Below are 26127 nucleotides of genomic sequence, written 5' to 3'. Positions count from 1 at the left end.
TGTATATTTTAGTTTAATGGCAACAATCGTTGTGGTGATTTCTAATAATCTAGGTTTACATAAAATCCCCGCCTATTAAGCGGGGATTTTTTTAATTCTATTTTAAACGGTGATATCGGCGAGATTACCTTTCTGCTCAAGCCACTGCTTACGATCTGCTGAACGTTTTTTGGCAAGTAATTTATCGAGTAAACCTGCCGTAAAATGAGCATCGTCAAGATCGAGCTGCACCAAGCGGCGTGTGTTTGGATCCATCGTGGTTTCACGTAGCTGAATCGCATTCATCTCACCCAATCCTTTGAATCGGGTAATTTGCGGATTACGATTGCCTTTCACATTTTTCAAGATGACTTCGAGTTCATCATCATCTAAGGCGTAGAAGACATCTTTACCAATGTCGATACGGAACAATGGTGGCATCGCCACATACAAATGGCCTTCTTCCACCAGTGTCGGAAAGTGTTTAACGAATAGCGCACATAACAAAGTGGCAATATGTAAACCATCTGAGTCCGCATCGGCCAAAATACAAACTTTGCCATAACGTAGCTCGGATAAATCATCGCTACCTGGGTCTACCCCAATTGCGATCGCAATATCGTGAACTTCTTGAGAAGCCAAAACCTCATCTGAAGAAACTTCCCATGTGTTTAAGATTTTTCCACGAATTGGCATGATGGCCTGAAAGTTTTTATCGCGTGCTTGCTTGGCACTACCACCTGCCGAGTCACCCTCCACAATAAAGAGTTCACTGTCTTCGCGAGTTTGCCCCACACAGTCAGCCAATTTACCCGGTAAAGCAGGACCAGAAACAATCTTTTTACGCTCAACCTTTTTCGCGGCTTTTAAACGACGACCCGCTTTAGAAATCGCCATTTCTGCCAATTGCATGGCAATTTCAGCATGTTGGTTTAGCCAAAGTGAAAAAGCATCTTTGGCAATATTTAAAACAACATTAGATGCTTCTCGACTAGAAAGACGCTCTTTGGTTTGACCTGAAAACTGTGGTTCTTGGAACTTGAGTGACAAAATATAGTTCACACCATCCCAAACATCTTCTGCGGATAGTTTGAGGTTACGTGGTAGCAAATTACGTAGTTCACAAAACTCACGTAACGCTTCGGTAACCCCCGAACGTAAACCGTTCACATGAGTACCGCCTTGTGCGGTTGGAATTAGGTTTACGTAACTTTCTTGAACCTGCTCACCACCTTCTACATTCCAGCAAATTGCAAATTCACATGCCGCACGATCGGCTTGTCCACTGCTCACAAAAGCTGGATTTGGCAAGATTTCACGGTCTTGCAATTCATCCATCAAATAATCGACGAGGCCATTTTCAAATTGCCATTCAATTTTTTCATCGTTAATTTGATCGATATAGATAATTTTTAAGCCTGCTGCTAAAACAGCTTTGGCTTTTAAATTATGTTTAAGGGCTTTTAAAGCAAATTTCGGACTATCAAAATATTTCGCTTCTGGCCAAAAATGTACAGTTGTACCTGTCGCACGTTTCGGTGCTTTACCTTCTAAGATAGCTAGAGGTGCTACTGGTTCCCCTTGCTCAAAGGCCATTTGGTATAGGTTACCCTGACGTTGAACTTCGACCTCAACACGTGTTGATAAAGCGTTTACAACTGAAATCCCCACACCATGCAAACCACCTGAAAACTGGTAGTTATCGGTGCTGAACTTACCACCCGCATGGAGCTTGGTTAAAATGATTTCGATACCACTTTGGCCATATTCAGGATGAATATCGACTGGCATACCACGGCCATTATCTTCAACCGACAACGAACCATCTTTATAAACCGTGACACATATTTTGTCGGCATGACCAGCTAATGCTTCATCAACAGCATTATCAATAACTTCTTGGGCTAAATGGTTAGGTCGAGTCGTATCGGTATACATCCCTGGACGACGACGAACAGGGTCTAAACCAGAAAGAACTTCAAGCGATTGAGCCGTATATTGTGTCACGTTGTACGTTTTCCTTATTTGATGGTGTGCGCAAAGAATTCGATCACTAACGGTAATTTTTCTTCAAAATCTTCCATAGCATGATTGCCATGAGCATCCGTCAAAATCAATGAGGATGGCGTTGCAGCACTATAATAGCGTTGTGCTTGACGATAATCCAAAATTTCGTCGCCTTGTTGTAATAAGACGAGTATTTTGTCAGCATTTTCAGGTTGATTCAGTTCCAGTTGTTCTAACTGCCGTAACTGAACATGGTCAATTGACCATTGATCATTCACCACATAGGGCATACTTTCAACTTGAAATAACTCATCAAACAGTTTCCATGGTTGCATAGCAGGGTTAATCAGTACAGCTGGAACATTATATTTCGCGACAAAATATGTCGCAAAAAACCCGCCAAGGCTGCTACCGACTAAGGCTACATCTTGTAAAGACTCTATCAGCTCTGAAACTTGCTCAACCACTAGATCAGGAGATCTGTTTAAGTCTGGCAAATGCACATTTATGCCCAATTCGCTACAATAATGCTTAAGACTTAGCCCTTTAATTGAAAGAGAGCTACTATTAAAGCCATGGAGGTAGATAATATTCATATATTTTCCCTCTAAATTGAGACTAATTTCACAATTTTGTTCTCAGTTTGTATAGAAAAGCACAATTGTTAGACAAGAAAAACCACTCAACTAACCATTCATCAGTATTTTAAAAAAATGTGTTATTTAAACTACTAAGATGGAAACGTTTACTGCCGTTGATAAAAAGTACAGCTTAAAACGTCGGTTATAACGTATATGGGGAAAAGATATGCCGAGCTTAACACCACTACATGAAACTTATTGTAAATGGGATCGTACGCCACCGAGTCAGGCAGACGTACTAGAAGGTTTAGCTCAACTGTTCAGCACCAGCTTAAATGGTGTACATGAATTAATACAAGTTATTAATATTGAAGTCTTAAAAAATGCTTTTGGTATTAGCACACAAAACGCTAAAAACTTTCAAAAACGACCATTTGTACAAAAGGCATATCAATTTTCTTATGGCGCTTTACAAAAATATGGTCGTTATTTTTTAGCACCTGGTTTGCGTCGCATTATTGAAAAATATCCAACACTTCACGAAAAACCACTCACCCCAAGCCTACATTTTTTGGTAGGAATTTTGAATGGTGTTTTTGGGGATTACCTACTTAAACAGCATAGTCCTCTCGCTCTACCAATAGTGTTATACGATCACTACGGAGCTATACAGCAAGGTGAGCTTGCAGGCCGTATTGTAATTATGGTTCATGGTTTGTGTATGAATCATCTGACTTGGTCAAACGCCCATTATGGTGGAATTGGAGAGCGTCTGTTAGCCCAGCGTGACCATAACACCATGCTGTATTTAAATTACAATACAGGTCGACGTATTTCGGCCAATGGACGCAGTTTCTCAAACTTATTAGAAGATCTCGTAAAAAATAATCCAAGAATTACCAGCATTGATGTGATTGGCCACAGTATGGGTGGGCTGGTTTCTCGTAGTGCATTGTTCTACGGTAAACAAAATATGTACCAATGGATTCATATGGTTGAAAATCTGGTGTGTATTGGTTCCCCACATCATGGCGCCGTCTTGGAGCGCTTTGGTTTTACCATACAAGATAAACTTGGCGCGTTCCCTTTTGTAGGTTTACTTGGTCAACTGGTTAATATTCGGAGTAACGGTATTTTAGACTTACGCCACGGTAGTGTTCGTGATGACGATTGGGAATATATGGATGCCCGAATTGGCATGATGGATGATAACCGTGCCCCTGCTCCTTTGCCTTCTCATATCAATACTTTTTTAGTGGCAGGAACACTCGAGTTTGAAAAAGTACGCAATAAAGCGCTTACTGTGATTGGTGATTACTTGGTGAGTGTGAAAAGTGCACTAGGCGAGCATCCAAATCCACGTTTTCAGCTCAAAGTTCCAGATTCGCATAAAGCCGTGTTTTATGGCTTAAATCATTTTGAAATTCAGTATCATTCGAGCGTTGCTGAACAGATCACTCGTTGGTTATATCCTCATGCGAATGATTATGTACAAGAAGGTATTCAAACTCATATTATTGATATGCCGAACTATACCCTCGAAGATTTAGAAGGAATTGTAGAGACGTAAAAAAAGCCCAACTTATGTTGGGCTTTTCTAATTAATTAGCTTTTGTAGAAGAAAGAAAATATTTTTAAATTTCAACCTTCCAAGCTTTATTGGCAACTAGTTTTCCATTTTTTATATTTAAAACGATATTATATGCTGCTGCACCACCATTATTAAAAGTATTTAGAATGAAAATATTATTATTTAAGTAATATAGTTTAAAATCAGCAAGCTCATTCTTGCCCCCATCGATACCATCTTTAGGGAAAAAATATTGCTCAAGCTCAGTTCTACTGATTTCTATTCTGTTATCTTTTTCTTTAATAATAATTTTATCAAGTTGTAAAAAATTATTGTCAGGTAGACGACCATCCGTACCAAAGAACGGTTTATCATTAAAATACTTATATTCACTTTTAAAAATTTTATAAAGTTTAGGATCTGAAATAGCTTTTCTTGCATATACTTCTATTATTAAATTTTTATCAGTATAAACAGCCTTTTCTCTAGAATATTGAGATAGATTAATAGAAGTAAAGCCACTAAAATTATTTATTCTATTTTTATAAACAAATCCAGTTACACCATTACGTGCATTAACTAAACAAAAATTATTCATCCCTTCATCCATAACACAAGAAACAATTTCATTGTTATTTAATTTGGACGTAACTTTTGAACTTAAACTTGAATTTTCCCTTACATTCACGTACCCATCCTTATCTTGAATAAATCCAAAGTCAGCCCATGAAGTCTCTATAGGCCCATTCATAAGAATAGTAAAAATTATAAATTTAAATTGTTTCATCATTTAGGATAAGTTCCATTTTGAATTTATATTTCAATAAAATAGTAATATTATCTTTTAGCTAATATTACTATTATTAAATATAATCAAAGTTCCAATAATTCACAATTACTCCTCATAATCATTACAATCAGTTTTCTTATTTTTTAAATTCGCATCAGTTGTATAGCCAATTTTAAAATTTAAATTTAATAAGTCTTCTTTTCTAAAAATCTTAGGGACAATATTCCAAACATTTTTTCCATTAGTGATAAAGACCAAATTAAACTCTGGGACTTTATTGTTGTTAGCATCAATTTGATACTCTACAGAAAATTCATCTTTTTTCTTACCAACAATATTATATATACGTGTTTCATTTAATTTTTTATCACAAGCTTGATATATATAAATCTTTTTCTTTAAAATCTTAATTGCACTTTCATTACAATAACACCCACCTACTTCTAACTCTTTTATAACACCATCTTTATACTTGAATGGCTTTATTAAGTTCCCTTCTAAACTATCAAAGTCTAGGTATGATATTCTTAAATCTTTAATTTTAGAATTATTAAAATCACTCAGACATTTATAATTTTCATTATTTGCTTCTTTTCCATTAAAATTACATTTTAAATTTCTATTTTTCAACCAAGAACGTTGAGTGTCTACAAGATACTTAACTTCATTTTTATTATCAATGATATAGCCTTTTATATCAGAATATATACTATTCAGATCATGCTCACTATTACTATATATTGTTTTATCGTCTAACTCTTGTGGTTTATAATCTGCAGCATTTGAGGAAATGCATACATTGAAAACCAATAAAAAATTATAAAATTTAATAAAACTAGTTCTCACTATACACACCTTCAATAAAAAAATATTAAGACAAATTTCTATTTTTATACTTTTGTATCTAATCCTAAAAGCAACTATCACATCTAAGTTATTTATTTTTAATAAAATATTTAAGGTTTAAAAATAAAAATTAAATTATTTTACCTGCTTAAAATATACTTTCTCACCCTCGGAACATACTCCATAAAACACTCCATAAGATTCATTTTTTACAGAGGGATTATTCAAATAACTATTACAGTCCAATACTAAATCTTTAGCATTTTTCTTAAAAACTATTTTTTGCTTTTGATAATATGGAGCACCCGTATAATTATCAGCTAAATAATAGATTCCCGATTTAAAATTCTTTGATTCAGCCTGTTTAGTTGCATATCCATTCTTTATAAAATCAATCCCACCCAAGGCTAGGTTAACTTTATCAATATTTAAACTCAACTCGCTACTATTATTTTTATCCGCTTTAGCTTCTGCCCATCCAACTTGAACATCTTCACTATAAACATTTTTATAATATAAGGTAAAATTACCATTATTATCTTTTATATAAAATTCATCATATGCAGGATCAAGTCTTTTAAAGAGATAATTATCCATCTTTTTTGTAGGTGTAAAATTCTTACACTTTCCTGACTTTTCACAGATTCGATATGAAAAATAAAGTTTTGTATTACTTGACTTAGGCTGGTCCGCTTCAGTTGTACAGGCATACATAAAACTAATTACAAATAAAAGAAATAATCTGCTCATCATTGCATAATCTCTATGTGCATAGCACCTTCACTAGGTACATCTGCTGAAATAAAATACATTAAAACCTTTGGTCTTTAATCTTGGAGCTCAACAATTTTTTAGGTAATTTAATATCAAAGATTTTAGTTAAATATAATTAATAATAATCTATATCATCTTACACCTAATCTTATTACTTAAATAAGATTAGGTGTAAGCAATATTATTCACAATCGGATAAATCAAATCCTTTTTTTCCTAAGTGTATTCCTTGTATTTCCCCATGCACAACATCAAAAATTAAACTATTATTTTTCTGTAAATTATCAGTCACTATGAAAGTATAATCATCTTGTGAATCTCCAGCCCCCTCACTTTTTATTTTTTTAATTTTATAATCTTTATAATTCTTGTATATATTTTCAACAACCATACCATTCCGTATATTTTTTGACGTGTATATACTTTTATTTTCACTTCCTACTAATACTTCAACTAACTTCTGATTATTAAGAGTATATGAAATATTATTATTAAAATCTGAAAAAGTTGTACAGTTTCCTATTTGATCTTTTGCTATACCTTTTGACGAAAAATTAATATCAGAGTATTTATTACCAATGATATATGATTTGTCTTTTAAGTTTACTGAGTTAAAGTCTAAATAGTTTTGCTTAACTAAACTTTCAGCACAATGACTATACATACTCATACAGCCAAATATAATACTAAATATTATTCTCATATTAATTACTTAGTCTCTCTAATTTATAAAAGTAAAAAACTTACCGCTTTTGGTATAAAGTTAAAGAATTAATATAGTAAAAAAACAACCTAGGTTATAACTCTGGAATTTCTTTAAAATAAATTTTTTCCTTATCAGAACAAACGCTATAGAACATGCCTGAATAATTATTCTTCGGATCTAAATCCTTCATATAACTTTTACAATCAAGTAAAAGCTGCTTATTTTTCTTTATGAAAGTTAATTTTTGATATTGTTTGAAAGAGTAGCCATCATAGAAGTCATTAATTATATACATATCTTTTCTATAGTTTTTCGAGGGAACATAATCAGAGTTATCACCACTGCCTATTGAGTTATAGTTTCCTAAAGTTTGAAATATTTTATTAGTTTCCATAACTAGATTATTTTCATTATTTGTAACTATTTTCATTTGTGCCCACCCCATTTCAACACCTTCTGAAAAGATATTTTTATATATAACATAATATTTATTATCTTTTATTTTTATATAAAATTCATCTACAGGAGGCTTATAAGCAAACAATGCATAGCTGTTTTGATTTTTTGTATAATTAAATTCATTACAAATATTTTTTAAAGTGCATTTTTTATATGAATAATAAATTGTATTAGCTGTATTAGCTGTATTAGCTGTATTAGCTGTATTAGCTGTATTAGCTGTATTAGCTGTATTAGCTGTATTAGCTGTATTAGCTGTATTGAAACATCCAGAAATTAATAAGGCTAGTATTAATAATAAAGTATTTTTCATTGAGTTATCTCTATATGCATTGCACCTTCTCCTGGTTCATCCCCAGAAATAAAGCCACTAATGATACCATTAAGCTTAGCATCCTTACAGGCTTGCTTAAATTTTTTCCCTTGTGCATTCAAATGACTATTAGTACCAAAATCATTACTATTTAATCCTATATCTACTACATTAACCTTGTTATATTGTTCAGTACTGACACAATGTTTGGAAACTTTTTTATTTTGTTTTTGTAATTCAATAATTTTCTCTACCATTTTACTAATAGTTTGTTCCTTCGTCATATTCTTGGCTTTACATTCATCTCTGACTCTTTTTACTTCTTCTCCGGGCGCAGTATACCTAATATTCTGACTATACATTGCATTAGCTTGAGATTCAGCTGTACGAATTGTGCTTGTTATATGTATTTTAGTCATTCCCGCTTCTTTAGCTAAAAATGCTAATATTTTTTTGGTTTTTTCAGAAACAATATTTCGTCTCCACTCTTCATTCACGCCGCTAAATAGAACACTTACTCCTTCAACCTTAGCTACTTCTGCTTTTTGAATTTTCAAATTAATCGTTGCCATACTATTTTCAATTTTTCCATCAAAAATAATTTTCTCTTTATTGGATTCCAAAACTATAATTCTAATAGATTCATTTATTACTCCCTTATGAATTTTTTTACCTAGTCCATTTGCACCACTGACATGACTACGTTTTGTTCCTTTATACTCAACAATATAACTACCACCATTAAATAATTGATTAGTTTTAATGTCATAAGTTAAAACTGTAAATTCAACTTCTCTACTATCATTAACCACCATTTTGGGATGACCATCTTTACTTACCGCAGTATTTTCATCTCTCTTAGAAGTAGAGTCATGAGTTTCAATTGGCTTATCAACTGGTTGCTTATGTTTTGATGAAGGAACTGGTTGTTTAGATTGAGGTATTTCTACAACTCTAGCACCTGTCTTTATATTTTTTGATGCTTGTTCTATTGCTGAAGAATCAACATCAATAATACGAAGCGATTTATTTTTATCAACTTTGATAGTTAATAAATTCCTTTCATCTCTTAATTTATAATTCAGCTCGAATCCTGGCATTGCACTAACAGTTATCTTTCCATTACCATCAGTCTTTTTTTGCTTTATCTGATTTCTATATTTTTGAATTAAATTCAAATTTGTTATAGGTTTTTTCGTATCTTTATGTCTGAAAAGAATATTAAAAGTATGTAAATTAAGCTTTATCGTCTTTTCGCCCATACCTTCTTGTGCTGTAAAACGAATAATTTCTTGTTTTGAGTCTAGCCCACTAATTAAAAATGTAATCTCCTCGCCACTTAATGCTGTTAAGCTATTTTCAATACCATTTGCACCTACACTATGCTTCTTTTCTGCATTTTTATATTTCAGAAAATAAGAAAAATTTGGAATCGCTTTATTTTCACTGTCTATGACCTTAATACTAAAATTAACATTTTTTTGCTGATCATTACTTTTACTTACTTTCGAGTTTTGCTCAACACTTGCTTTATTGTCTACTTTCACAGGCTCCGATTTCTGCGAAGAAGTCGGTTGTTGGGTATGGATATCTGTTTGGGATTTGATTCCACTTATACCATTTGCAACCACCAAAACCGCAGAATGATTTTTACCATTAGCAATTAATAGTACTGGCTTTTTATTATTATCAACAACAGGTTCTCCATCAACGGTAATCCTTGCTCCCCATCCTCCTTTCACTAAAATAGATCTAATTTTTCCTTGACTATTTGTCAATAAATTACTAAGAGTTGGCACTACTTTTGTTTTTTTGTAACCGATATCTACTCTAGAGTTAGCTAATGGGCGAGTACTTTTATCTACAAATTGCAAGTAAAACCGTGAAGTACCTTTGTATCTATGCCAACTCATATCATCATTTTCAGTACCTTTTATTTCAACTTTTTCCGTTTCAGAGTTTACAAATGCTGGTGGATACTTATAAATTTTTGGCTTATCTTTATGTAGTTGTGCTTGTGCTTTTGGGCTCCAATACAGCACGATGCCATTTGTAAAATCCTCTTCTTGTCTATTATAAATTGGTGACACCAAATCAATAATATGCTGAGTAGATTTAGAAATTTTATTAGATTTCATTTCCAATCTAACTTGTCGAACAGCATCAGTTTCATCTGTTAAAGCATCAAAATCATTTTTTAAATATCCCATTATACTTGTGTGTTGAGCCCATTCACCAAAACCTATTCTGTTCATTATACAATGTGCAACGGCTCTCTTTGAAATGTCTCCACAAATACCTGCTTCGCCTTTTATAGTTGCGATGAAATCAATAAATTCTTCAGAATAACTCATCGTTATTCTCCACATGGATTAGCTATTTTTTTATTAGCTAATATGGTTGATTCATTATTTGCTATTAAATTTAAACTACCATCAGGTGAAAAAGAACTCATCTTTTTAAAATAACTATAATAATCAAATCTTTGTATCAATCCATTAAATTCTTTAGTTTTTAAATTAACAATCTTTCTAGGCTTATTTGTAAACAATTTTCTTGCATAAATGACTTTCTTTTCACTATCACTTTCAATCAAACAATTATTTTTATTATCAATGGCAATAAATTCGTCTGTGGAATCCTCTTTATTTTGACTATAGAAAAGCGTAACTGAACATGGAGACCCACAAGATGTTTTTACTTTATATAAGTTTTGATTTATTTTTGAAATATTTAAAAGTTTGACACCTTTGATAACTATTTCATTCTGAGCATTTACAGTTCTCACAATGTCACAACTAGAATTATATTCATCCTTACATTTCGCCGAAACTACAAAAGTATCGTCATTTGCGTAAAGATTAAAACTAAAAATAATTGTGCTCAATAAAGAAATTGATATAAAAGTCTTTTTCATATTAATTCGAGAAACTTGCGTTGTTGTTCGTTTAAATATTTCAATCATGTTCATGCTCTTCTCCACACCCACAGCCATCAATCTCTTCACCGTCTAGTGATTCAGCTTCCTGTTCAGGAATTAACTCTTTAATTTCTGTTAAATAAGCTCCCGGTATTAAAGCGAGTTCTACATTATCAACAGAATCGCTGTAAACTCTCGCGCTACTTTCTTGCTCAAACTCATATATAGCTTCGATTTTCTTAGAGTGATTAATTAATTTATATTCCATATTTTTTAATATTTTAGTATCAAATATTTGACTTAAATCAAATCTCATACTGTACATCCCTGTTGCTGGCATTTTCGGCAACTCAGCATTTACTGTTGCCCCACCCATAAACAAATGCTGTCCAGCTTTACTTTCAAACTTACCGCCTGTTGTTGAAAATACGCCATCCGCATTAATTTTGAGCTGCGACCCACCTGCTGTTAATACAATTTCTTTTGGACTAGTAAGTTCGATTTTATCTTCAGTAGAAATGAGCTTGATAACTTTCTTGGCAATCGCTTCAATAGCATCATCTTGCGCTTGTAGTTCGAGCTTTCCTTTTGCTGCATAAGCACGGAAACCTTTTTGCGCAGCGAACAAACTGATTTTGTCTTGTGCATGCCCAATAATATTTTTCTGTGCGCTTAAATTAATTGAACCGCTAGCACTTTCAGCAATATCTTGTGAGGCTTGTAAAATAATATTTTCGGGTGTTGTTAGAGCAATGCCATTTGGCGATGCTAATAACATAAGGGCTTGTCTAAAAATTTTGCCTTGTTCTTGCTGTTTATTATCGGAACTGCTTTCTAAGCCTTGGGTATAACCCTCCATAAAGCCTTGCAAAGAACTCAACGCTTTAGAAGGTGTCACTTCCAATTTGCTACCTTTACTAAAAGTTCCGCATACACTCATCAAATCAAAGTCTTTAGTCTCGACATTGGCTAAGACTTTGCTGACCTCTTTAAGACTTTCAAATGGATTTTGATGAATTCGATCTTTAATGCTTGCGAGTTTGCCTTTAACAATGTCAGCACCATGCTCTTCAACGTTTTCGATGAACGCTTTTAAATTTTCCACCGAATCTTTAGCATCGCTAAAGAAAGTATTAAATTCATCTACAACTCCTTTTGCATCGCCACCTAGTGCACCAATATCTTCAATAAAACCACCACAATCTTTTAACGCATGAATAGGATCGTTATTAATCCCTTCTTTAAATAGATTTACCGTGCTATTTAAAGCCTGCCCTGTGGTTTTTAGCTCAAGGGACTGGATGAATTTGGGTAACCGGTTAATCACGTTCAAAGCATCAGTTTGTTGCTTGGCTGCAACTTCACTGAGCATTTTCATGCTTTCATAACCTTGTGAAAGTAAGGATTGTGCTTGTGCAGCCTCTAAATGATCTGCAATCGCCTGCTCTTGTGCATAGGTACTAATGAGCATGCCTTTGCCCGCACGCACAGCTCCCCAAGCATCTGTTCTAAGCTCAAAGCCTTCACCACGACCTTGACTAGTCGCTTGTTCTTTCGGATGGCTTAAGTTACCTAAATTCAGTTGCGTCGCTGCATGACTACTTTGTAGTTGGGTACTAATTTGCCCTGTTGTGTCATCAAATCGTAATTGGTTAAACCCACTGCCACTAACTTCCTGACTACGAATACCACTCAGTTTTTTAGTATCGGGAAGCTGTCCTTTCACATCAAACTTGGTTGGTGAACGCTGCGCTTCATGGATTCGTCCCGTCACAAATGGGCGATCGATATTGCCATCAAAGAAGTCAATGACCACTACTTCACCAATACGCGGTAAGAAGCGTGCGCCATAGCCTTCACCCGCCCACGGAGTCAATACATCGACCCAAGCCGAGTCGGTATCGTTGTCATTGCTCCCTGCCCCACCATCATGTCCATGATCATCACTACGGGTAAACAGAAAACGTACCTTGATGCGCCCCCATTCATCGACATAGATGGTCTCTCCCTCTGGCCCTACGACTTTCGCTCTTTGTGGGTAGGCAATTGGTCGATGTTGTTCTGGATTATATTCAGGTGTCGTTTTGATTTGACGGCGTATTAAGGTCAGCTCATTACCTTGACGCTCAATATCGTCATAACCATGTTTATCCCAACGACTTTGGGTTAGTAACTGACTAACTTGCTGATGTAGATCTTTTGGTAAATTATTTTGGTTGTAGAAATTTTTAGCGATAATCAGGAACTCTTGATCAACCCCTTCATGTTGATCAACTTCAGGATGCTCTCGGAGATTAAACCAATAGCCGACTTGGCTATCTCGAACACTGCTATAAGCCTTAAAGTATTTGGCCTGACTGGCATACATGTCATTAAACTGCTGATTCAGTTTCTCTAGCTGATTACTAGTTGAAGCAGTAGCCTGATCCTCACCTTTCAAATCTTGCATCCAAGCTGGACTCATGTGCCATGCTTGCTCAAGGCTTAAACTCGCTGAATCAAAATTGTCTGAATGTGTATGGGTAGTAATGACGGAACCAGCGCCTTCTTCTTGTGCTAAGGCATCGGGCTGCCAGCGTTGCACATGCACAGCAGTCGGTTGCAGACTCCGCACCGCAACAAAACCCGTAATACTATCTTGATATTCTGTCGCGCTACTTCGGTGATAGCGAATGCTACGGCGTGCTAAAGCTTGGTACTGGTTATTATCATCAATTAATCTAAGCTTTTGGGCCTGTACCGGAGCAGTAAAATGGGGAACGAAAAGTTCTGATTCATCAACTAACCAACTCACGCCTTCACTTCGCCATAAACGCGTAAGAAAGTCATAGTCGGATTCATTATGCTGCATGATAAATGGACGAGTATCATAACTCTGGCTTAACCCACTCAGGTCTAGGCTTAAACTTGTCGCAAAAAGTGGACTTTTTTCTTGCCACTCTTTGAATAGAACTTCGGTAATTTCTACTATACTTTTATTCATAAAAACACGACTGTTACGGCGTTTATGCCATAAATTTGTCGCGTCTTTTAAGGTCAATTTATAAAGCGTTAAAGCACCATCACTTTGGCCATAACTGGCTTCAGTCACAATTCCTGTAGTTCGAAATAATTGTCCAGAATCTGTAACCTGATCAACAGCAACCTGAACGCCTATAAACTGCTTTAATGCAATTTGGGCACTCGTCGAAAGGCAAATTAACTCAGCTTCAATTCCCCCATTTAGCTGATGTTGGCCTTCAATACGCTGTAAAAAAACTTGGTTATTGAGTAGTTCATTAGAAAATTGCACGTGAATCGCGCGTTTCTGTGCACTTAACCCTATTTTTTCCAATACACTAAAAATATTAAAAAACATTTTTTTATAATCATAAGGATATATAAACGGCTGCACTTTATAAAAAACAGAACTATCTGTCTACAATATTATGCTTTTTTTCAATTCGTTTTTTTATATTTTGATTAATTCTAAAACAATAAAAAAAGCCCAACATAATATTGAGCTTTTTTTAATCTGTTTAAACTTACTTTTTAGCAGTCTTAAACACTGGATAAAAACGGAACAATTGCCATAAACATACGAGTAATAGCAAAATGAAATAAACCAATGACCAGACTGGTAAAGACTGGCCTAAAAAGGTCCAGTCAATTGCTGCACATTCACCTGAACCTGACAATACTTCTTGCAAAACTGTTTTCATTGGTAAGGCATCAACTAAATAGTTTAAACCTGGACCACAGCTTGGCACTTGATCAGGTGGTAAATGTTGTAGCCAGACATGACGCCCTGCTACACCCACTGACCATAAAATTGCGATGCCAGCCAAAAATGCGTAAAAGCGTTTAACCGCATTGGAAACAGGGTTATGCAAAAATGCAATCAGTGCCACAAGGCCCATTGCCATTAAGCCAACACGTTGAAAAATACAGAGCGGACATGGCTCTAAACCTTTTACATGTTCCAGATACAACGCAAAAGACATGCCGACAATACTTGCTAAAACAAGTAGTCCACTCACCAAACGGTAACTTAATCGCATGTAAAACCTCATTTTATTATCGATATTGTTCAAGATATTGGTCAAAACTGACCTGAGTATCTTGCTCAAGTTGTTCTTGCTGCTGTAAAGATTGTGCAGCCAATTGCTCAAAATGTTTCAAGGTTTCCACACTAAGCTCATGCTGTTCATAACTTTCAGCATGTAACTGGGCCATGTGGCTACCAAAACTCCAAGTTCCCCCATGCTTTAACGTATCGTCAATAACATGGGCTGACAAAGTTTCATCAACTTCATCAATTCTTGCTTGCATGATCGCTAATGCAGAACCATACAGCTCTGTTGCATAGGTCTGATCGAGTAACTGCGCACAACCTTGCATTTGAGCAATATACAAACGTGCCCAATCTTCGATGTGATAAGAACCGTTTAAATCTGTAATGGTTGCATTCGGCGCTCGGCCACGATTCACCACTTCAGTCTGGTTCTTTTCAATTAAATCTTGCTCAGGGCCTAACAGCTCTGGGCTATCACTTAACAAGCAATAAAGTGCTAACACTTCAAGGAAGCCAGCCGTCGTTTCATCAACGCCAATTGACGAATATGGGTTTACATCAACAGCACGTAGTTCAACATAACCCACTCCTCGATTTTTCAAGGCTTGAGACGGTGTCTCACCTGCTTGAGGCACCTGTTTTGGACGTACGAGACTGTAATATTCATTCTCGATCTGCAAAACATGATCATTAATTTGCAACGGCTCACCAGCAGCATCATTTAACCCTAAACGGCTAAATGGTGGGTAAGGAGAATGAACAGCTTTTTGTAAACCATCCAAATAGCCACATAAATTGTTGTAATGAATACCTAAGCTTTTTTGGGCTGAGTTTTGATAGCCCAATCGCCCCATACGTAAAGCTGTAGCATACGGTAAATAGTATGAACCTTTGATTAAAGGCAACAACTGATGTTTATGTCCGGTCAAGAAACAACGACATACCGTTGGACTGGCACCTACCAAGAACATAACCAGTGGTGTTAAACGGATAAAGTTACGAATAAGACCAAAATAACGATGGCTACGATAATCCTGCAAACTTAATGATTTTAATTGTTCGTCAGTTTCGTGAGCTTGCAACTCAGCAAAAAGCGTATCTGGAAAAGATAAATTGTAATGCACACCTGAAATCGTCTGCATACGACGACCATAACGTATTCCTAACCCACGACGGTATAGTGTTTTAAAGCGACCAATATTAGAAGTGCCATATTGCGCTAGACGAATTCGTTCTTCATTGTCATCTAACATACATGGCATAGATAGCGGCCAAAGTTTTTCACCATTTTCTAAATGACGATGCACAACTGCATGGATATCTGTGAGCTCATGTAAAGCTTCACCAATGGTTGGCTTTGGAGAAGTAATAAACTCCATCAATGCTTCTGAATAATCAGTCGTAATTTGCGGATGTGTTAAAGCCGAACCTAATGCTTTTGGATGTAACTCTTGCGATAAGAACCCATTACTTTGCATACGTAGGCTTTCACGCTCTATTCCACGTAACATGCCTTGTAGTAGCGACGAATCCACCCAAGCAGGAATAACTGATTGAGATGGTGTAGTGGGTTGACTCATGCATTTGCTCGCTTATTAAAGATCACTATATACAAAATCGTGAGATGATACGGTTACTTATATAATCACATCATTCCAGTTTGGCAATTTTTATCACAATCTTGTTATTTAAGACACGAAAGAATTGTGATTTTATTGAAGAATAATTGCTAAAGAGTTGTCAATATCATGAACGATCAAGACATTTTAAACTTCTGGTTTTCACCTGAACACCGTTCACTTTGGTTTGCAAAAAGTGATGATTTTGACAAAAAGATTTGTGAAAATTTTTCTGACGTTCATCGACAAGCAACTCAAGCAGAACTCTGGTCTTGGCGAAAAACGGCTGAAGGCCGTCTGGCAGAGATTATTGTACTAGACCAGTTTTCTCGCAACATTTATCGTGATCAACCACAATCTTTTGCTTACGACAGCCTTGCTTTAGCTTTGGCACAAGAAGCGATTAGCTTGCAATTAGATGCACAGCTTAATCCAGAGCAACGCTCTTTTTTATATATGCCGTTTATGCATAGTGAATCAAAATTGATCCATGAGTTTGCCTTGAAACTATTTCAACGCCTCGGTAATGAAATTAATTTAAGCTTTGAGAAAAAGCATAAAGTGATTATCGATCGCTTTGGGCGCTATCCTCATCGCAATGTGATTCTTGGACGTGCCTCCACTCCAGAGGAAACCGAATTTTTATTAGAACCAAACAGTAGTTTTTAAAACTTCTTAATTTTTAATGCTGAGTCATCTATTTTCTAATACTCAGCTGGGAGTTCATCATGAAATATCTCTCTCTTTGTTTAGCCTTAGGCACTGCCTTAACTCTAACTGCTTGTGCAACGACGCCAAGTAAACCAAGAACCTTTGATCAACTTGGTCAGTTTTCAGCATATCCCTTAAATGCCCAAACTTTTCGGATTAGTTTTCAAGCCGACCCGAATATGAGCTATGGTGCAGCTGAAGAAATCACTTTGGTAAAATCAGCACAAACGACGATACAAAAAGGTTTTCGCTTTTTTAAAGTGCAAAATGATCCAAGTAATCAGAGCCAGAAACCACCACGTCAGGCTGTGGTTTATCCATCAGCTCCAAGCTTTTACCCATATGGTTATGGTCGTCGCTACCCAGGTTTCTGGCATGATCCGTTCTATGATTACCCACAAGTGGTCAATATCGATCCTGTTCAAGTGTCGTATACTATTGAATGTTATCGGGATCAGAAGCAGGCTCCTCAGGATGCTTTTGATGCAACCTTGATCTTGAAATCAATCGGACAAAAATATGGATTGAGTCCGACAGGAGAGCTGTTGCCACCGCCTGAGCCTCCAGTAAAACAAAAATGAATAGGATAAATTTATGAACATGGCAGAAGAAGTTCACCACGTGCCCAGTCTAAAACGTAGCAAATATTTTGCTACTCTGGCGCTTATTATTGTCGTTGTGCTGTGGGTTGCACTGATGGTGGCTGATCGTTTTCTGCCAGAGTACACAGGTTTTATTCATATTTTAATGTTAGGGGCAGAAGCTGGTGTAGTCGGTGGTTTAGCCGACTGGTACGCGATTACAGTTCTATTTCGGAACCCATTTGGTAAGTTACCGATTCCTAAGTTTTTACGCGACCACACCGAAATTATTCCACGCAACAAAGCTCGCATTGCAGAATCAATGGGACGTTTTGTACAAGAAAATTTTCTTTCGCCTCAAGTGGTCGAACGCAGCTTAGAAAAAACTGACTTAAGCCTTGCAATTGGTCAATGGTTAGCAAGTCCACAAAACAATACGCAAGTGGTACAGCTTATTCAACAAACTGTTCCGAAAATTTTTGAGTTTGTTAGCCAAGATCAAATTGCCAACTTTGTCCAAAACAATAGTGTGCAATGGGTGCGTAATACCGAAGTAAATAAACTCGCAAGTGAAATGCTCCGCGCGGTATTGGAAAATGACTTCCACCAAGACGTTTTACAGCGTGGTCTCGATATCGCCCATGAGTGGGTGGTACAAAACCCAGATAAAACCCGTGAATTGACCCGAAAGATGTTTAAAGCACTGGGTGTCTGGTCCCTTGCAAAAGGTGCAAGCTGGATTGGCATTGATGTTCAACAACGCACCATCGACTCACTCGTTGAAAAAGTAGAATCGATGCTGGCAGACCCTGAACACCCATGGCGACAAGAAATTGAAACCATTGCCCACTCGCTCATGCTAGAGCTAGCAAAACCAGACAGTCCTGCCAGCCAACGCCTAAACAGCGGTAAAGATGCTCTTTTAGACAGCCCTCAAGTCCTAAATTTCATTAGTGGTGCCGTCACCATTTTATGTGATGCCATTAAAGAAGATTTAATGAAAAAAGACTCAGGTATTGCAATGAACCTTCGGGCTGCTATTCAGCAACTGGGTGAAAATCTTGTTCAAAATGCCAAAGTACGTGAAGTGTTGAACAAAGAAATGACAGGCCTGGCGCTGAATTTTACAGATCAATATAGCCATAAAATCATCCGCTATGTCAGCGAACGCATTCATGAATGGGATTCGCGCGAAATGATTGGAAAAATTGAAAACGAAGTCGGTGGCGACTTACATATGATCCGTGTGAACGGCGTTGTAGTCGGGGCATTTATTGGTTTAACACTCGGTGTAATTCGGGCGGTGATTGAATCAATTTTATAACTTTAAATATTTTTATAAGAGAACAATATGCTACAGCTTCAGTCAAAATTGGCCACTCAAGGCGTGACGATTTTTAGCACCATGACGGCAATGGCACATCGACTAGGTGCACTTAACCTGTCACAAGGTTTTCCAGATTTTCCGGCCCCACCAGCCTTACTGGAAGCCTTATCTCAGGCGACTTTGGCTGGACATAATCAATACCCACCTGGCGATGGTATTCTCGCTTTACGTGAACAGCTTGCTTTACAATTTAAGCAACGCGACCAACTTCAACTTGATCCTGTCACGCAAATTACCATTACTCCCGGCGCAACCATTGCAATTTTTTGTGCCATACAGGCATGCATTAATGCGGGCGATGAAGTTATTATTTTTGATCCAAGTTACGACAGTTATGGGCCTTCAGTACAATTGGCAGGTGGTAAAGCCATTCATATCGCTCTTGAAGCACCCGACTTTAAGGTGAACTGGCAACAAGTTAAAGATTTGATTAATGATAAAACTCGAATGATTGTGGTGAATACTCCCCATAATCCAACAGGTACAATCTGGGATAAACAGGATTGGTTAGAACTCATTGAACTAATTCAAGATAAAAATATTGTGATTTTATCTGATGAAGTCTATGAACACTTGGTCTTTGATGGTCAACAACACTTCAGCGCATTGCATTTTCCAGAGCTCAGAGAGCGTAGCTTTGTGATCGGTTCTTTTGGAAAAACCTTTCATGTAACAGGCTGGAAAACAGGCTACTGTGTCGCTTCACCTGAGTTAATGCGTTTATTTCGCCAAATTTACCAATATGCGAATTTCTGTGGCACAACACCTTGTCAGATTGCTCTAGCGCAATATATGGAGCAACATCCAGAACATATTCAAGAGCTTCCACAGTTCTACCAAACTAAGCGAGATCATTTTAATCAGGCGATTCACCATAGCCGTTTCTTGCTAAAACCGTCTCAAGGTACTTATTTCCAAAATCTCGATTACAGTCAAATTAGACCCGACTTAAACGATGTTGAAATGTGCCAGTTTCTAGCAGAACAACATAAGATTGTGGCTATTCCGGTTTCGGTTTTCTACAAGCAAGCGCCGGAGTCTTTGCGTTTGATTCGTTTCTGCTTTGCTAAAAATGATGAGACATTGCAAAAAGCAGGAGAAATTCTGAATCAATGTTAATAAATTTAGCCACTTAGCATAGTAAAAACACTACAAGCCATTTGCTCTAACTATGCTAAGTTGGATATCTGCCCCGCTCATCAAAGAGATGGGCGATGGAGAATGCATGCCACCAAGACAGTCTTTAATTCATCAGCAAAATCTATGGAAAACATTTTTTGTTTTCTTGCTACCACTGATTGCAACCAATATTTTGCAGAACTTGTCCGGAACTATTAACACCATCTTTGTTGGTCAAATGATGGGGGTAGATGCAATTGCAGCAGTTTCTGTATATTTCCCTATTTTATTCTTGCTCCTCGCTTTTATTATCGGAATTTCAACGGGTACGACTGTTTTAATAGGGCAAGCATGGGGCGCGCAAAATATAGAGAAAGTCCAAAGTGTGGTGGGTTCTACCCTGTTTATGACACTGATTGGTGGGGTAATTACCGCGATTATCGGTGTGTTTTTTGCCCATGATATTTTAGAACTATTAGGCACTGACCCCAAGGTGATGCATCTCGCTTTGCCTTATGTGCAGTGGATGCTGGCAGGCAGCCCGCTTCTGTTTGTTTATATTATCTATACTTCAATTTTACGTGGTGTAGGTGACAGTACCACGCCTTTGCTGGCTCTTGCCTTAACCAGTGTCATCGGCGTAATTATTACACCAATCCTACTTAAAGGTTATTTTGGCTTCCCTGCTCTAGGGATTATTGCACCTGCCATAGCATCAATTATTAGTTATATCGCAATATTAATTTTTCTTGCGATTTATCTGAACAAGAAAAAGCATCCGCTTAGACCGAATCGTCAGCTTCTGCAACATATCCGTCACAATCCAGAACTGAGCAAAATCATTTTACGTTTAGGTGTTCCGACTGGTATTCAAATGATTACGACCTCAATGGCCGGCTTGGTTATTGTCGGGTTGGTGAACCGCTATGGCTCACATGCCACAGCAGCGTATGGCGCGGTAAATCAGGTACTCAATTACATTCAGTTCCCTGCAATCTCTATTTCAATTGCGGCTTCAATTTTTGCAGCCCAAGCAATTGGTGCAGGTAAATCTGACTTGTTATCTCGTGTGACACGTACTGCCTTAGGCATGAACTTTTTATTTACGGGTACCTTAATTGCACTTGGCTATCTATTTTCAAAATATTTAATGGCTTTATTCATTACCGACCCAACTGTCGTCGTGTTAGGCCAGCAACTTTTATTTATTGTGCTTTGGGCAATTTTATTCTTTGGTGCGGGTGCCATTTTTGCATCGATCATGCGTGCCAGTGGAACTGTGACTGTCCCAATGCTCATTAATATTTTTGCTATTTTGTTTATTGAAATTCCATGTGCTTACTGGTTTAGCTCAATGTGGGGGCTTAAAGGAATCTGGGTTGCCTATGCCTTGGCATTTGTTAGTTTATGTATTATTCAAGGGCTCTATTATCAATTCATTTGGAAGAAAAAGAAGATTAAAGTTCTTATTTAGAACCAATCAATTCTTATAAAAAAAGCCATCATTTGATGGCTTTTTTTGACTTTAAAATTATTTCATTAACTTAGTCACAATGGTAGAAGCACGTTGATACCCAGTTGGGAATACACGCTGGAATGCATCAAGAATTTTTGCATCACTACCAATCAATAAACGACGTTTATTTTTTAATACTGCTTGTAAAATTTGACGAGCCGCCTCTTCAGGTGGAGTACGTAATAACTTGTCAAAATTTTGAATCGATTTAGTCGGGTCCATGCCCAAACTATTCAAGCTATCACTCATTTTTGCAGATTTAGCAATATTGGTGCGGATTCCACCCGGATGTACACACAAAGAGCTTACGCCACTTTTTTCAATATCTAACTCTTGACGCAATGACTCGGTAAAACCACGAACAGCAAATTTAGTCGCGTTATAAGCAGATTGAGTCGGTTGAGCGGTTAAACCAAATAGGCTTGAAATATTAATAATATGGCCATCTTGAGTTTGCTTAATGAACGGTAAGAACTCTTTCGTTCCGTACACCACACCCCAGAAGTTAATCCCAACGATCCACTCTAAATCTTCGTAGGTCGCACCTTCGACAGTTGAACCTAGAGCGACGCCAGCGTTGTTGAAAATCAGGTTAACTGACCCATGATCTTGAACAGTTTCTTGGGCCCACTGCTTTACCGCTTCACGGTCAGAAACATCAAGCTTTTTGGTCGTCACAGTAATCGTGCTATAGGGTTTTAAAAGCTCAACGGTTTGCTGTAATCCCTTCTCATTAATATCACTTAACGAAAGATGGCAACCTTGTTTTGCCAAAAGAATTGCGAGTTGTTGCCCAATGCCAGAACCTGCGCCCGTAATTGCAGCGACTTTGTTTTTAAAATTTTTCATTGTCCATCCTTTGTTTTTCGATATTTGCACAATCGGTTCATTGCATGTGCAGCTTAGACATCTTTAATATAATTTTGACAATATCCATTGTCAATATAGTACACTGTAATTTCAGATATAATGGCACAATTCTGCTGAGAGCTTTATCATAGTGAGCATATTTGGCTAAAACCTATAAATTAGGAACCATTCTTTAGGACACGACTTATTTATGGCGACAAACGACTCAACCAGTAAAAAGAAAACAAAAACTGTGAGTAAAGAACGTCAGTTCAAAGGGTTATCTCTATCTGAACGTAAAGAGGCACGCCGAGAAAAACTGATTGAAGCTGGCATTGCGACTTATGGAACACTCGGCTTTTTTTCCGTGACGGTCAAAGATGTCTGCCAAGAAGCAAAACTCACAGAACGCTATTTTTATGAATCATTTAAGAAGAGTGAAGATTTATTTCAAACCATCTTTTTAAAAATGATTGAAGAATTACAGCAAAACTTGATGCAAGCTGTCATTAAAGCGACGCCAGATCCAGAAAAAATGGTCGATGCTGGTTTAAGGGCACTGCTGACGACATTAAAAGACGACCCAAGATTAGCTCGCATTGTCTATGTTGACGCAGTTTTGGTACAAGAATTACATAATCAGGCCACCATTCAAGAAACTCTTGCACAGTTTGATCGAATGATTCAGGCCTTTGTTATGTTGACCATGCCGCAAATCCAACACAACGAAAATGAGCTCTCTTTAATCGCAACAGGCTTAAATGGATATGTCACTCAAATTGCAATTCGATGGGTCATGGGAGGCTTTGAGCAGTCTCTTGAACAGGTTTTAACCGCGTGCCGCATTGTTTTCTTATCTTTATTGGCCAAGGTTTCAAAATAATATTAAAGTTTTTTGACACTCTAAAATGTGCAAAACCCGTTAAGCGTTGAAGGCGATAACTTATTGAATGATTTTAAAAATCTTTAAGCTCTCATGTCATCATTCGGTCACACCTTTGCCTTACTTTTGTCACAAATTATTGCTAAATTCAATTTTATAGACTTTTCTGCAATGAAATTGTCATAATTAATCTTTGTAATAAGCCTGTCATAACTACAAAACGGTTCACCGTTAAATCTATAGGATATTGCGCTGTGAAAGATGACTATATTTTAATTGTCGATGATGAGCTTCCTATTCGTGAAATGATCCATACTTCTTTGGACATGGCAGGCTTTCAATGTTTGCAGGCAGAAGATGCCAAACAGGCTCATCAAATTATCGTCGACCAACGTCCGGCGCTTATCTTGCTCGATTGGATGTTACCTGGAGGCGTAAGTGGTGTCGATTTATGTCGCCGCTTAAAACGCGATGAGAACTTAGCAGAAATTCCAGTAATTATGCTTACCGCTCGCGGAGAAGAAGACCACAAAGTACAAGGTCTTGATGCTGGCGCAGATGATTACATGACGAAGCCTTTCTCAACACGTGAACTGGTTTCACGTATTAAAGCGGTTCTGCGTCGTGCAAATGCATTAAGTGGCGAAAAAATGATTGACGCCAATGGTTTAATTCTTGATCCTGTGAGCCAACGTGTCAGCTTTGGCGACAGCATTTTAGATATGGGCCCAACTGAATATCGCTTACTTGCGTTTTTTATGACCCATCCAGAGCGTGCATATACACGTGCCCAGTTGCTCGATCAGGTCTGGGGCGGTAATGTATATATCGAAGATCGAACTATCGATGTGCACATCCGTCGTTTGCGTAAAGTTTTAGAACCTTTTGGTGTTGACCGATTTGTTCAGACCGTGCGTGGAACTGGCTACCGCTTCTCAACACGTGCAGATTTAGCCGCAGGTTAACCAAGATTTATGTATGAACCCTACCCCGTCCCCGAACAGGTACGTGAACAAAAGCTTTCCCGCTACAGTAGTTTATGGACGTTTGCCAAACAAGATTTACGGCTTTTATTATTTTTTATAATTATTGCCGGTTTAGTCGGTTTCGGTATTGGGTATTTCTGGAGCTGTATTTTTATCGCCTTTGTGGTGTTTTTTACACTCCAGTTGCGTTCGCTTTATCTGGTCAATGACTGGATTGCAAATAAACCTTATGACGTTCCTCCAAACCTAAATGGGATTTGGGGAGCGTTATTGTTTAATGTTTATCGTGCCCAGCGTCAGGAACGAATCGTTCAAGCAGAAATGGTCGGTTTAATTGATCGCGCTCAGTCTTCTTTAGTGGCACTTGCCGAAGCTGTCGTTCTCATTGATGATCAACATAAAATTGAATGGTGGAACCCTGCTGCTGAACGTTTGTTGGGTATCAGCCCTCTCGACCGTGGTCGAAATTTATTAACGATTTTACGCCAGCCGACCTTTATTGAATATTTTAACAATATTGATCAAGCACCCGACGGTATTAAACTACAGTCGAGTTTTGACGATGACCGATATGTGCAGGTCAAGCTCACACGATTTGGCGGAGAAAGTCGTTTATTGGTGGCTTACGACGTTACTCGTATGCACAACCTTGAGCAAATGCGTAAAGACTTTGTAGATAATATTTCTCATGAACTTCGTACACCATTAACTGTACTGAGTGGTTATATCGAGACATTTACCGATCAAGAAGATATTAGTCCACGCTGGAAACGTGCGTTTGATCAAATGCAGTCACAAACCAAACGTATGAATGCTTTGGTGAATGATTTACTACTGTTATCGAATTTAGAAAATAATAAGAAAATTGCAAAAAATCAGATTATTGAAATGCCGAGTTTAATGAATCAACTGTTTGATGATGCTCAGGCCTACAATGCCGATTATGGCCATACACTCAATTTACATATTGATAGTCACTGTGACCTGATTGGTTCTGACATGGAAATCGCCAGTGCGTTTAGTAACTTAATTACCAATGCCATCAAATACACGCCAAAAGGTGGAACGATTACGATTGGCTGGCATGACGACGGTGAACATGCCTACTTTAGTGTACAAGATACAGGCATTGGAATTAATCCGAAACATTTACCACGTCTGACTGAACGCTTCTATCGTGTTGACAGCGACCGTAGTCGTCAAACAGGCGGTACAGGTTTAGGTTTGGCCATTGTGAAGCATGTATTAATGCAACATGGCGCTTATTTAGATGTCCAGTCTAAAGAAAATGAAGGTTCAACTTTTACAGTGGTTTTTCCTAAAGAAAGACTATATAACATGGCTTAAAAAGTATTCATTTCACATAAAGGATGGATATTAAATAGACGCAGTGAAAGATACTTAGCCATTTTGTATATATAAATTATTATGGACATGATTTTAATTTTTTGTCATTGATAATATCAAATATAACCTA

At 37.1% G+C, this 26127-nt stretch carries 22 protein-coding genes; 9 read left to right on the top strand and 13 right to left on the bottom strand.

The features are described 5' to 3' along the window. Positions 1 to 102: 102 nt before the first annotated feature. Together parE and MKL38_RS10715 are read right to left on the bottom strand one after the other, a co-directional pair. Positions 103 to 1986: a DNA topoisomerase IV subunit B gene (gene parE / locus MKL38_RS10720; protein WP_270903250.1), complete on the bottom strand. Its 1884-nt coding sequence runs from the start codon at positions 1984 to 1986 to the stop codon at positions 103 to 105. A gap of 14 nt (positions 1987 to 2000) precedes the next feature. Then, positions 2001 to 2582 (bottom strand): YqiA/YcfP family alpha/beta fold hydrolase, encoded by a 582-nt coding sequence (locus tag MKL38_RS10715; protein ID WP_270903249.1) that lies wholly within the window; start codon positions 2580 to 2582, stop codon positions 2001 to 2003. A gap of 211 nt (positions 2583 to 2793) precedes the next feature. Here MKL38_RS10715 and MKL38_RS10710 point away from each other — a divergent pair, with 211 nt between their 5' ends. After that, positions 2794 to 4137: a PGAP1-like alpha/beta domain-containing protein gene (locus MKL38_RS10710; protein WP_003654142.1), complete on the top strand. Its 1344-nt coding sequence runs from the start codon at positions 2794 to 2796 to the stop codon at positions 4135 to 4137. Between the two features lie 64 nt (positions 4138 to 4201). Here MKL38_RS10710 and MKL38_RS10705 read toward each other — a convergent pair whose 3' ends face one another. The 10 genes from MKL38_RS10705 to gshA form a co-directional block, all read right to left on the bottom strand. Next, the gene (locus MKL38_RS10705; RefSeq protein WP_270903248.1) at positions 4202 to 4927 is read right to left on the bottom strand and encodes an SH3 domain-containing protein; all 726 of its coding nucleotides are present in this window, start codon (positions 4925 to 4927) and stop codon (positions 4202 to 4204) included. A gap of 105 nt (positions 4928 to 5032) precedes the next feature. Beyond that, positions 5033 to 5773, bottom strand: a complete 741-nt coding sequence (locus MKL38_RS10700; RefSeq protein WP_270903247.1) for a lysozyme inhibitor LprI family protein — start codon at positions 5771 to 5773, stop codon at positions 5033 to 5035. A gap of 135 nt (positions 5774 to 5908) precedes the next feature. Beyond that, positions 5909 to 6526, bottom strand: a complete 618-nt coding sequence (locus MKL38_RS10695) for a hypothetical protein (RefSeq protein WP_270903246.1) — start codon at positions 6524 to 6526, stop codon at positions 5909 to 5911. A 202-nt stretch (positions 6527 to 6728) separates the two neighbouring features. Next, positions 6729 to 7211, bottom strand: a complete 483-nt coding sequence (locus tag MKL38_RS10690; RefSeq protein ID WP_270903245.1) for a hypothetical protein — start codon at positions 7209 to 7211, stop codon at positions 6729 to 6731. 133 nt (positions 7212 to 7344) lie between these two features. Beyond that, positions 7345 to 8025 (bottom strand): hypothetical protein, encoded by a 681-nt coding sequence (locus MKL38_RS10685; RefSeq protein WP_270903244.1) that lies wholly within the window; start codon positions 8023 to 8025, stop codon positions 7345 to 7347. Next, positions 8022 to 10379, bottom strand: coding sequence for a hypothetical protein (locus tag MKL38_RS10680; protein WP_270903243.1), 2358 nt, complete (start codon positions 10377 to 10379; stop codon positions 8022 to 8024). The genes MKL38_RS10685 and MKL38_RS10680 overlap by 4 nt, the downstream gene beginning before the upstream one ends. A 2-nt stretch (positions 10380 to 10381) precedes the next feature. After that, positions 10382 to 10996 carry a hypothetical protein gene (locus MKL38_RS10675; protein WP_270903242.1) on the bottom strand — a complete coding sequence of 205 codons (615 nt, stop codon included), beginning with the start codon at positions 10994 to 10996 and terminating at the stop codon, positions 10382 to 10384. Beyond that, on the bottom strand, positions 10983 to 14303 hold the full coding sequence (locus tag MKL38_RS10670; RefSeq protein WP_270903241.1) for a type VI secretion system Vgr family protein: 3321 nt from the start codon (positions 14301 to 14303) through the stop codon (positions 10983 to 10985). Before MKL38_RS10670 ends, MKL38_RS10675 begins: the two co-directional genes overlap by 14 nt. 166 nt (positions 14304 to 14469) lie before the next feature. Beyond that, positions 14470 to 14985: a disulfide bond formation protein B gene (locus MKL38_RS10665; RefSeq protein ID WP_198496681.1), complete on the bottom strand. Its 516-nt coding sequence runs from the start codon at positions 14983 to 14985 to the stop codon at positions 14470 to 14472. 16 nt (positions 14986 to 15001) lie between these two features. Next, complete coding sequence (gene gshA / locus MKL38_RS10660) at positions 15002 to 16579, bottom strand: glutamate--cysteine ligase (protein WP_005037947.1); 1578 nt, start codon at positions 16577 to 16579, stop codon at positions 15002 to 15004. Positions 16580 to 16747: 168 nt separating this feature from the next. Here gshA and MKL38_RS10655 point away from each other — a divergent pair, with 168 nt between their 5' ends. The 5 genes from MKL38_RS10655 (at position 16748) to MKL38_RS10635 (ending at position 21890) form a co-directional block, all read left to right on the top strand. Further along, positions 16748 to 17287, top strand: a complete 540-nt coding sequence (locus MKL38_RS10655) for a DUF924 family protein (protein ID WP_270903240.1) — start codon at positions 16748 to 16750, stop codon at positions 17285 to 17287. A gap of 59 nt (positions 17288 to 17346) precedes the next feature. Continuing rightward, the gene (locus tag MKL38_RS10650; protein WP_017391071.1) at positions 17347 to 17910 is read left to right on the top strand and encodes a CC0125/CC1285 family lipoprotein; all 564 of its coding nucleotides are present in this window, start codon (positions 17347 to 17349) and stop codon (positions 17908 to 17910) included. Positions 17911 to 17923: 13 nt separating this feature from the next. Further along, positions 17924 to 19234 carry a DUF445 domain-containing protein gene (locus MKL38_RS10645; RefSeq protein ID WP_270903239.1) on the top strand — a complete coding sequence of 437 codons (1311 nt, stop codon included), beginning with the start codon at positions 17924 to 17926 and terminating at the stop codon, positions 19232 to 19234. A 27-nt stretch (positions 19235 to 19261) separates the two neighbouring features. Next, positions 19262 to 20416 (top strand): pyridoxal phosphate-dependent aminotransferase, encoded by a 1155-nt coding sequence (locus MKL38_RS10640; protein ID WP_270903238.1) that lies wholly within the window; start codon positions 19262 to 19264, stop codon positions 20414 to 20416. A gap of 106 nt (positions 20417 to 20522) precedes the next feature. Then, positions 20523 to 21890 (top strand): MATE family efflux transporter, encoded by a 1368-nt coding sequence (locus MKL38_RS10635; protein ID WP_270903237.1) that lies wholly within the window; start codon positions 20523 to 20525, stop codon positions 21888 to 21890. A gap of 57 nt (positions 21891 to 21947) precedes the next feature. Here MKL38_RS10635 and MKL38_RS10630 read toward each other — a convergent pair whose 3' ends face one another. Continuing rightward, entirely contained in the window at positions 21948 to 22781 is an 834-nt protein-coding gene (locus MKL38_RS10630) for an SDR family NAD(P)-dependent oxidoreductase (protein ID WP_005044336.1), read from the bottom strand. A 211-nt stretch (positions 22782 to 22992) separates the two neighbouring features. Here MKL38_RS10630 and MKL38_RS10625 point away from each other — a divergent pair, with 211 nt between their 5' ends. From MKL38_RS10625 to phoR, 3 genes are all read left to right on the top strand, one after another. Further along, entirely contained in the window at positions 22993 to 23664 is a 672-nt protein-coding gene (locus MKL38_RS10625; protein WP_003654165.1) for a TetR/AcrR family transcriptional regulator, read from the top strand. 254 nt (positions 23665 to 23918) lie between these two features. Further along, positions 23919 to 24629, top strand: coding sequence for a phosphate regulon transcriptional regulator PhoB (gene phoB, locus MKL38_RS10620; RefSeq protein ID WP_003654166.1), 711 nt, complete (start codon positions 23919 to 23921; stop codon positions 24627 to 24629). A 9-nt stretch (positions 24630 to 24638) separates the two neighbouring features. Beyond that, positions 24639 to 25997: a phosphate regulon sensor histidine kinase PhoR gene (gene phoR, locus MKL38_RS10615; protein ID WP_199989226.1), complete on the top strand. Its 1359-nt coding sequence runs from the start codon at positions 24639 to 24641 to the stop codon at positions 25995 to 25997. Positions 25998 to 26127 lie beyond the last annotated feature (130 nt).

Source organism: Acinetobacter sp. AOR14_HL (genome assembly GCF_027855175.1).
Lineage (GTDB): Bacteria > Pseudomonadota > Gammaproteobacteria > Pseudomonadales > Moraxellaceae > Acinetobacter > Acinetobacter calcoaceticus.
This window is presented reverse-complemented; position numbering and strand designations above follow the sequence as displayed.

Excerpts from the sequence above, each read along its gene's own strand:
- MKL38_RS10715 (WP_270903249.1), bottom strand. The coding sequence starts at position 2,582 with ATGAATATTATCTACCTCCATGGCTTTAATAGTAGCTCTCTTTCAATT.
- MKL38_RS10710 (WP_003654142.1), top strand. The coding sequence starts at position 2,794 with ATGCCGAGCTTAACACCACTACATGAAACTTATTGTAAATGGGATCGT.
- MKL38_RS10705 (WP_270903248.1), bottom strand. The coding sequence starts at position 4,927 with ATGATGAAACAATTTAAATTTATAATTTTTACTATTCTTATGAATGGG.
- MKL38_RS10695 (WP_270903246.1), bottom strand. The coding sequence starts at position 6,526 with ATGATGAGCAGATTATTTCTTTTATTTGTAATTAGTTTTATGTATGCC.
- MKL38_RS10690 (WP_270903245.1), bottom strand. The coding sequence starts at position 7,211 with ATGTATAGTCATTGTGCTGAAAGTTTAGTTAAGCAAAACTATTTAGAC.
- MKL38_RS10685 (WP_270903244.1), bottom strand. The coding sequence starts at position 8,025 with ATGAAAAATACTTTATTATTAATACTAGCCTTATTAATTTCTGGATGT.
- MKL38_RS10680 (WP_270903243.1), bottom strand. The coding sequence starts at position 10,379 with ATGAGTTATTCTGAAGAATTTATTGATTTCATCGCAACTATAAAAGGC.
- MKL38_RS10675 (WP_270903242.1), bottom strand. The coding sequence starts at position 10,996 with ATGAACATGATTGAAATATTTAAACGAACAACAACGCAAGTTTCTCGA.
- MKL38_RS10670 (WP_270903241.1), bottom strand. The coding sequence starts at position 14,303 with ATGTTTTTTAATATTTTTAGTGTATTGGAAAAAATAGGGTTAAGTGCA.
- MKL38_RS10665 (WP_198496681.1), bottom strand. The coding sequence starts at position 14,985 with ATGCGATTAAGTTACCGTTTGGTGAGTGGACTACTTGTTTTAGCAAGT.
- gshA (WP_005037947.1), bottom strand. The coding sequence starts at position 16,579 with ATGAGTCAACCCACTACACCATCTCAATCAGTTATTCCTGCTTGGGTG.
- MKL38_RS10655 (WP_270903240.1), top strand. The coding sequence starts at position 16,748 with ATGAACGATCAAGACATTTTAAACTTCTGGTTTTCACCTGAACACCGT.
- MKL38_RS10650 (WP_017391071.1), top strand. The coding sequence starts at position 17,347 with ATGAAATATCTCTCTCTTTGTTTAGCCTTAGGCACTGCCTTAACTCTA.
- MKL38_RS10645 (WP_270903239.1), top strand. The coding sequence starts at position 17,924 with ATGAACATGGCAGAAGAAGTTCACCACGTGCCCAGTCTAAAACGTAGC.
- MKL38_RS10640 (WP_270903238.1), top strand. The coding sequence starts at position 19,262 with ATGCTACAGCTTCAGTCAAAATTGGCCACTCAAGGCGTGACGATTTTT.
- MKL38_RS10635 (WP_270903237.1), top strand. The coding sequence starts at position 20,523 with ATGCCACCAAGACAGTCTTTAATTCATCAGCAAAATCTATGGAAAACA.
- MKL38_RS10630 (WP_005044336.1), bottom strand. The coding sequence starts at position 22,781 with ATGAAAAATTTTAAAAACAAAGTCGCTGCAATTACGGGCGCAGGTTCT.
- MKL38_RS10625 (WP_003654165.1), top strand. The coding sequence starts at position 22,993 with ATGGCGACAAACGACTCAACCAGTAAAAAGAAAACAAAAACTGTGAGT.
- phoR (WP_199989226.1), top strand. The coding sequence starts at position 24,639 with ATGTATGAACCCTACCCCGTCCCCGAACAGGTACGTGAACAAAAGCTT.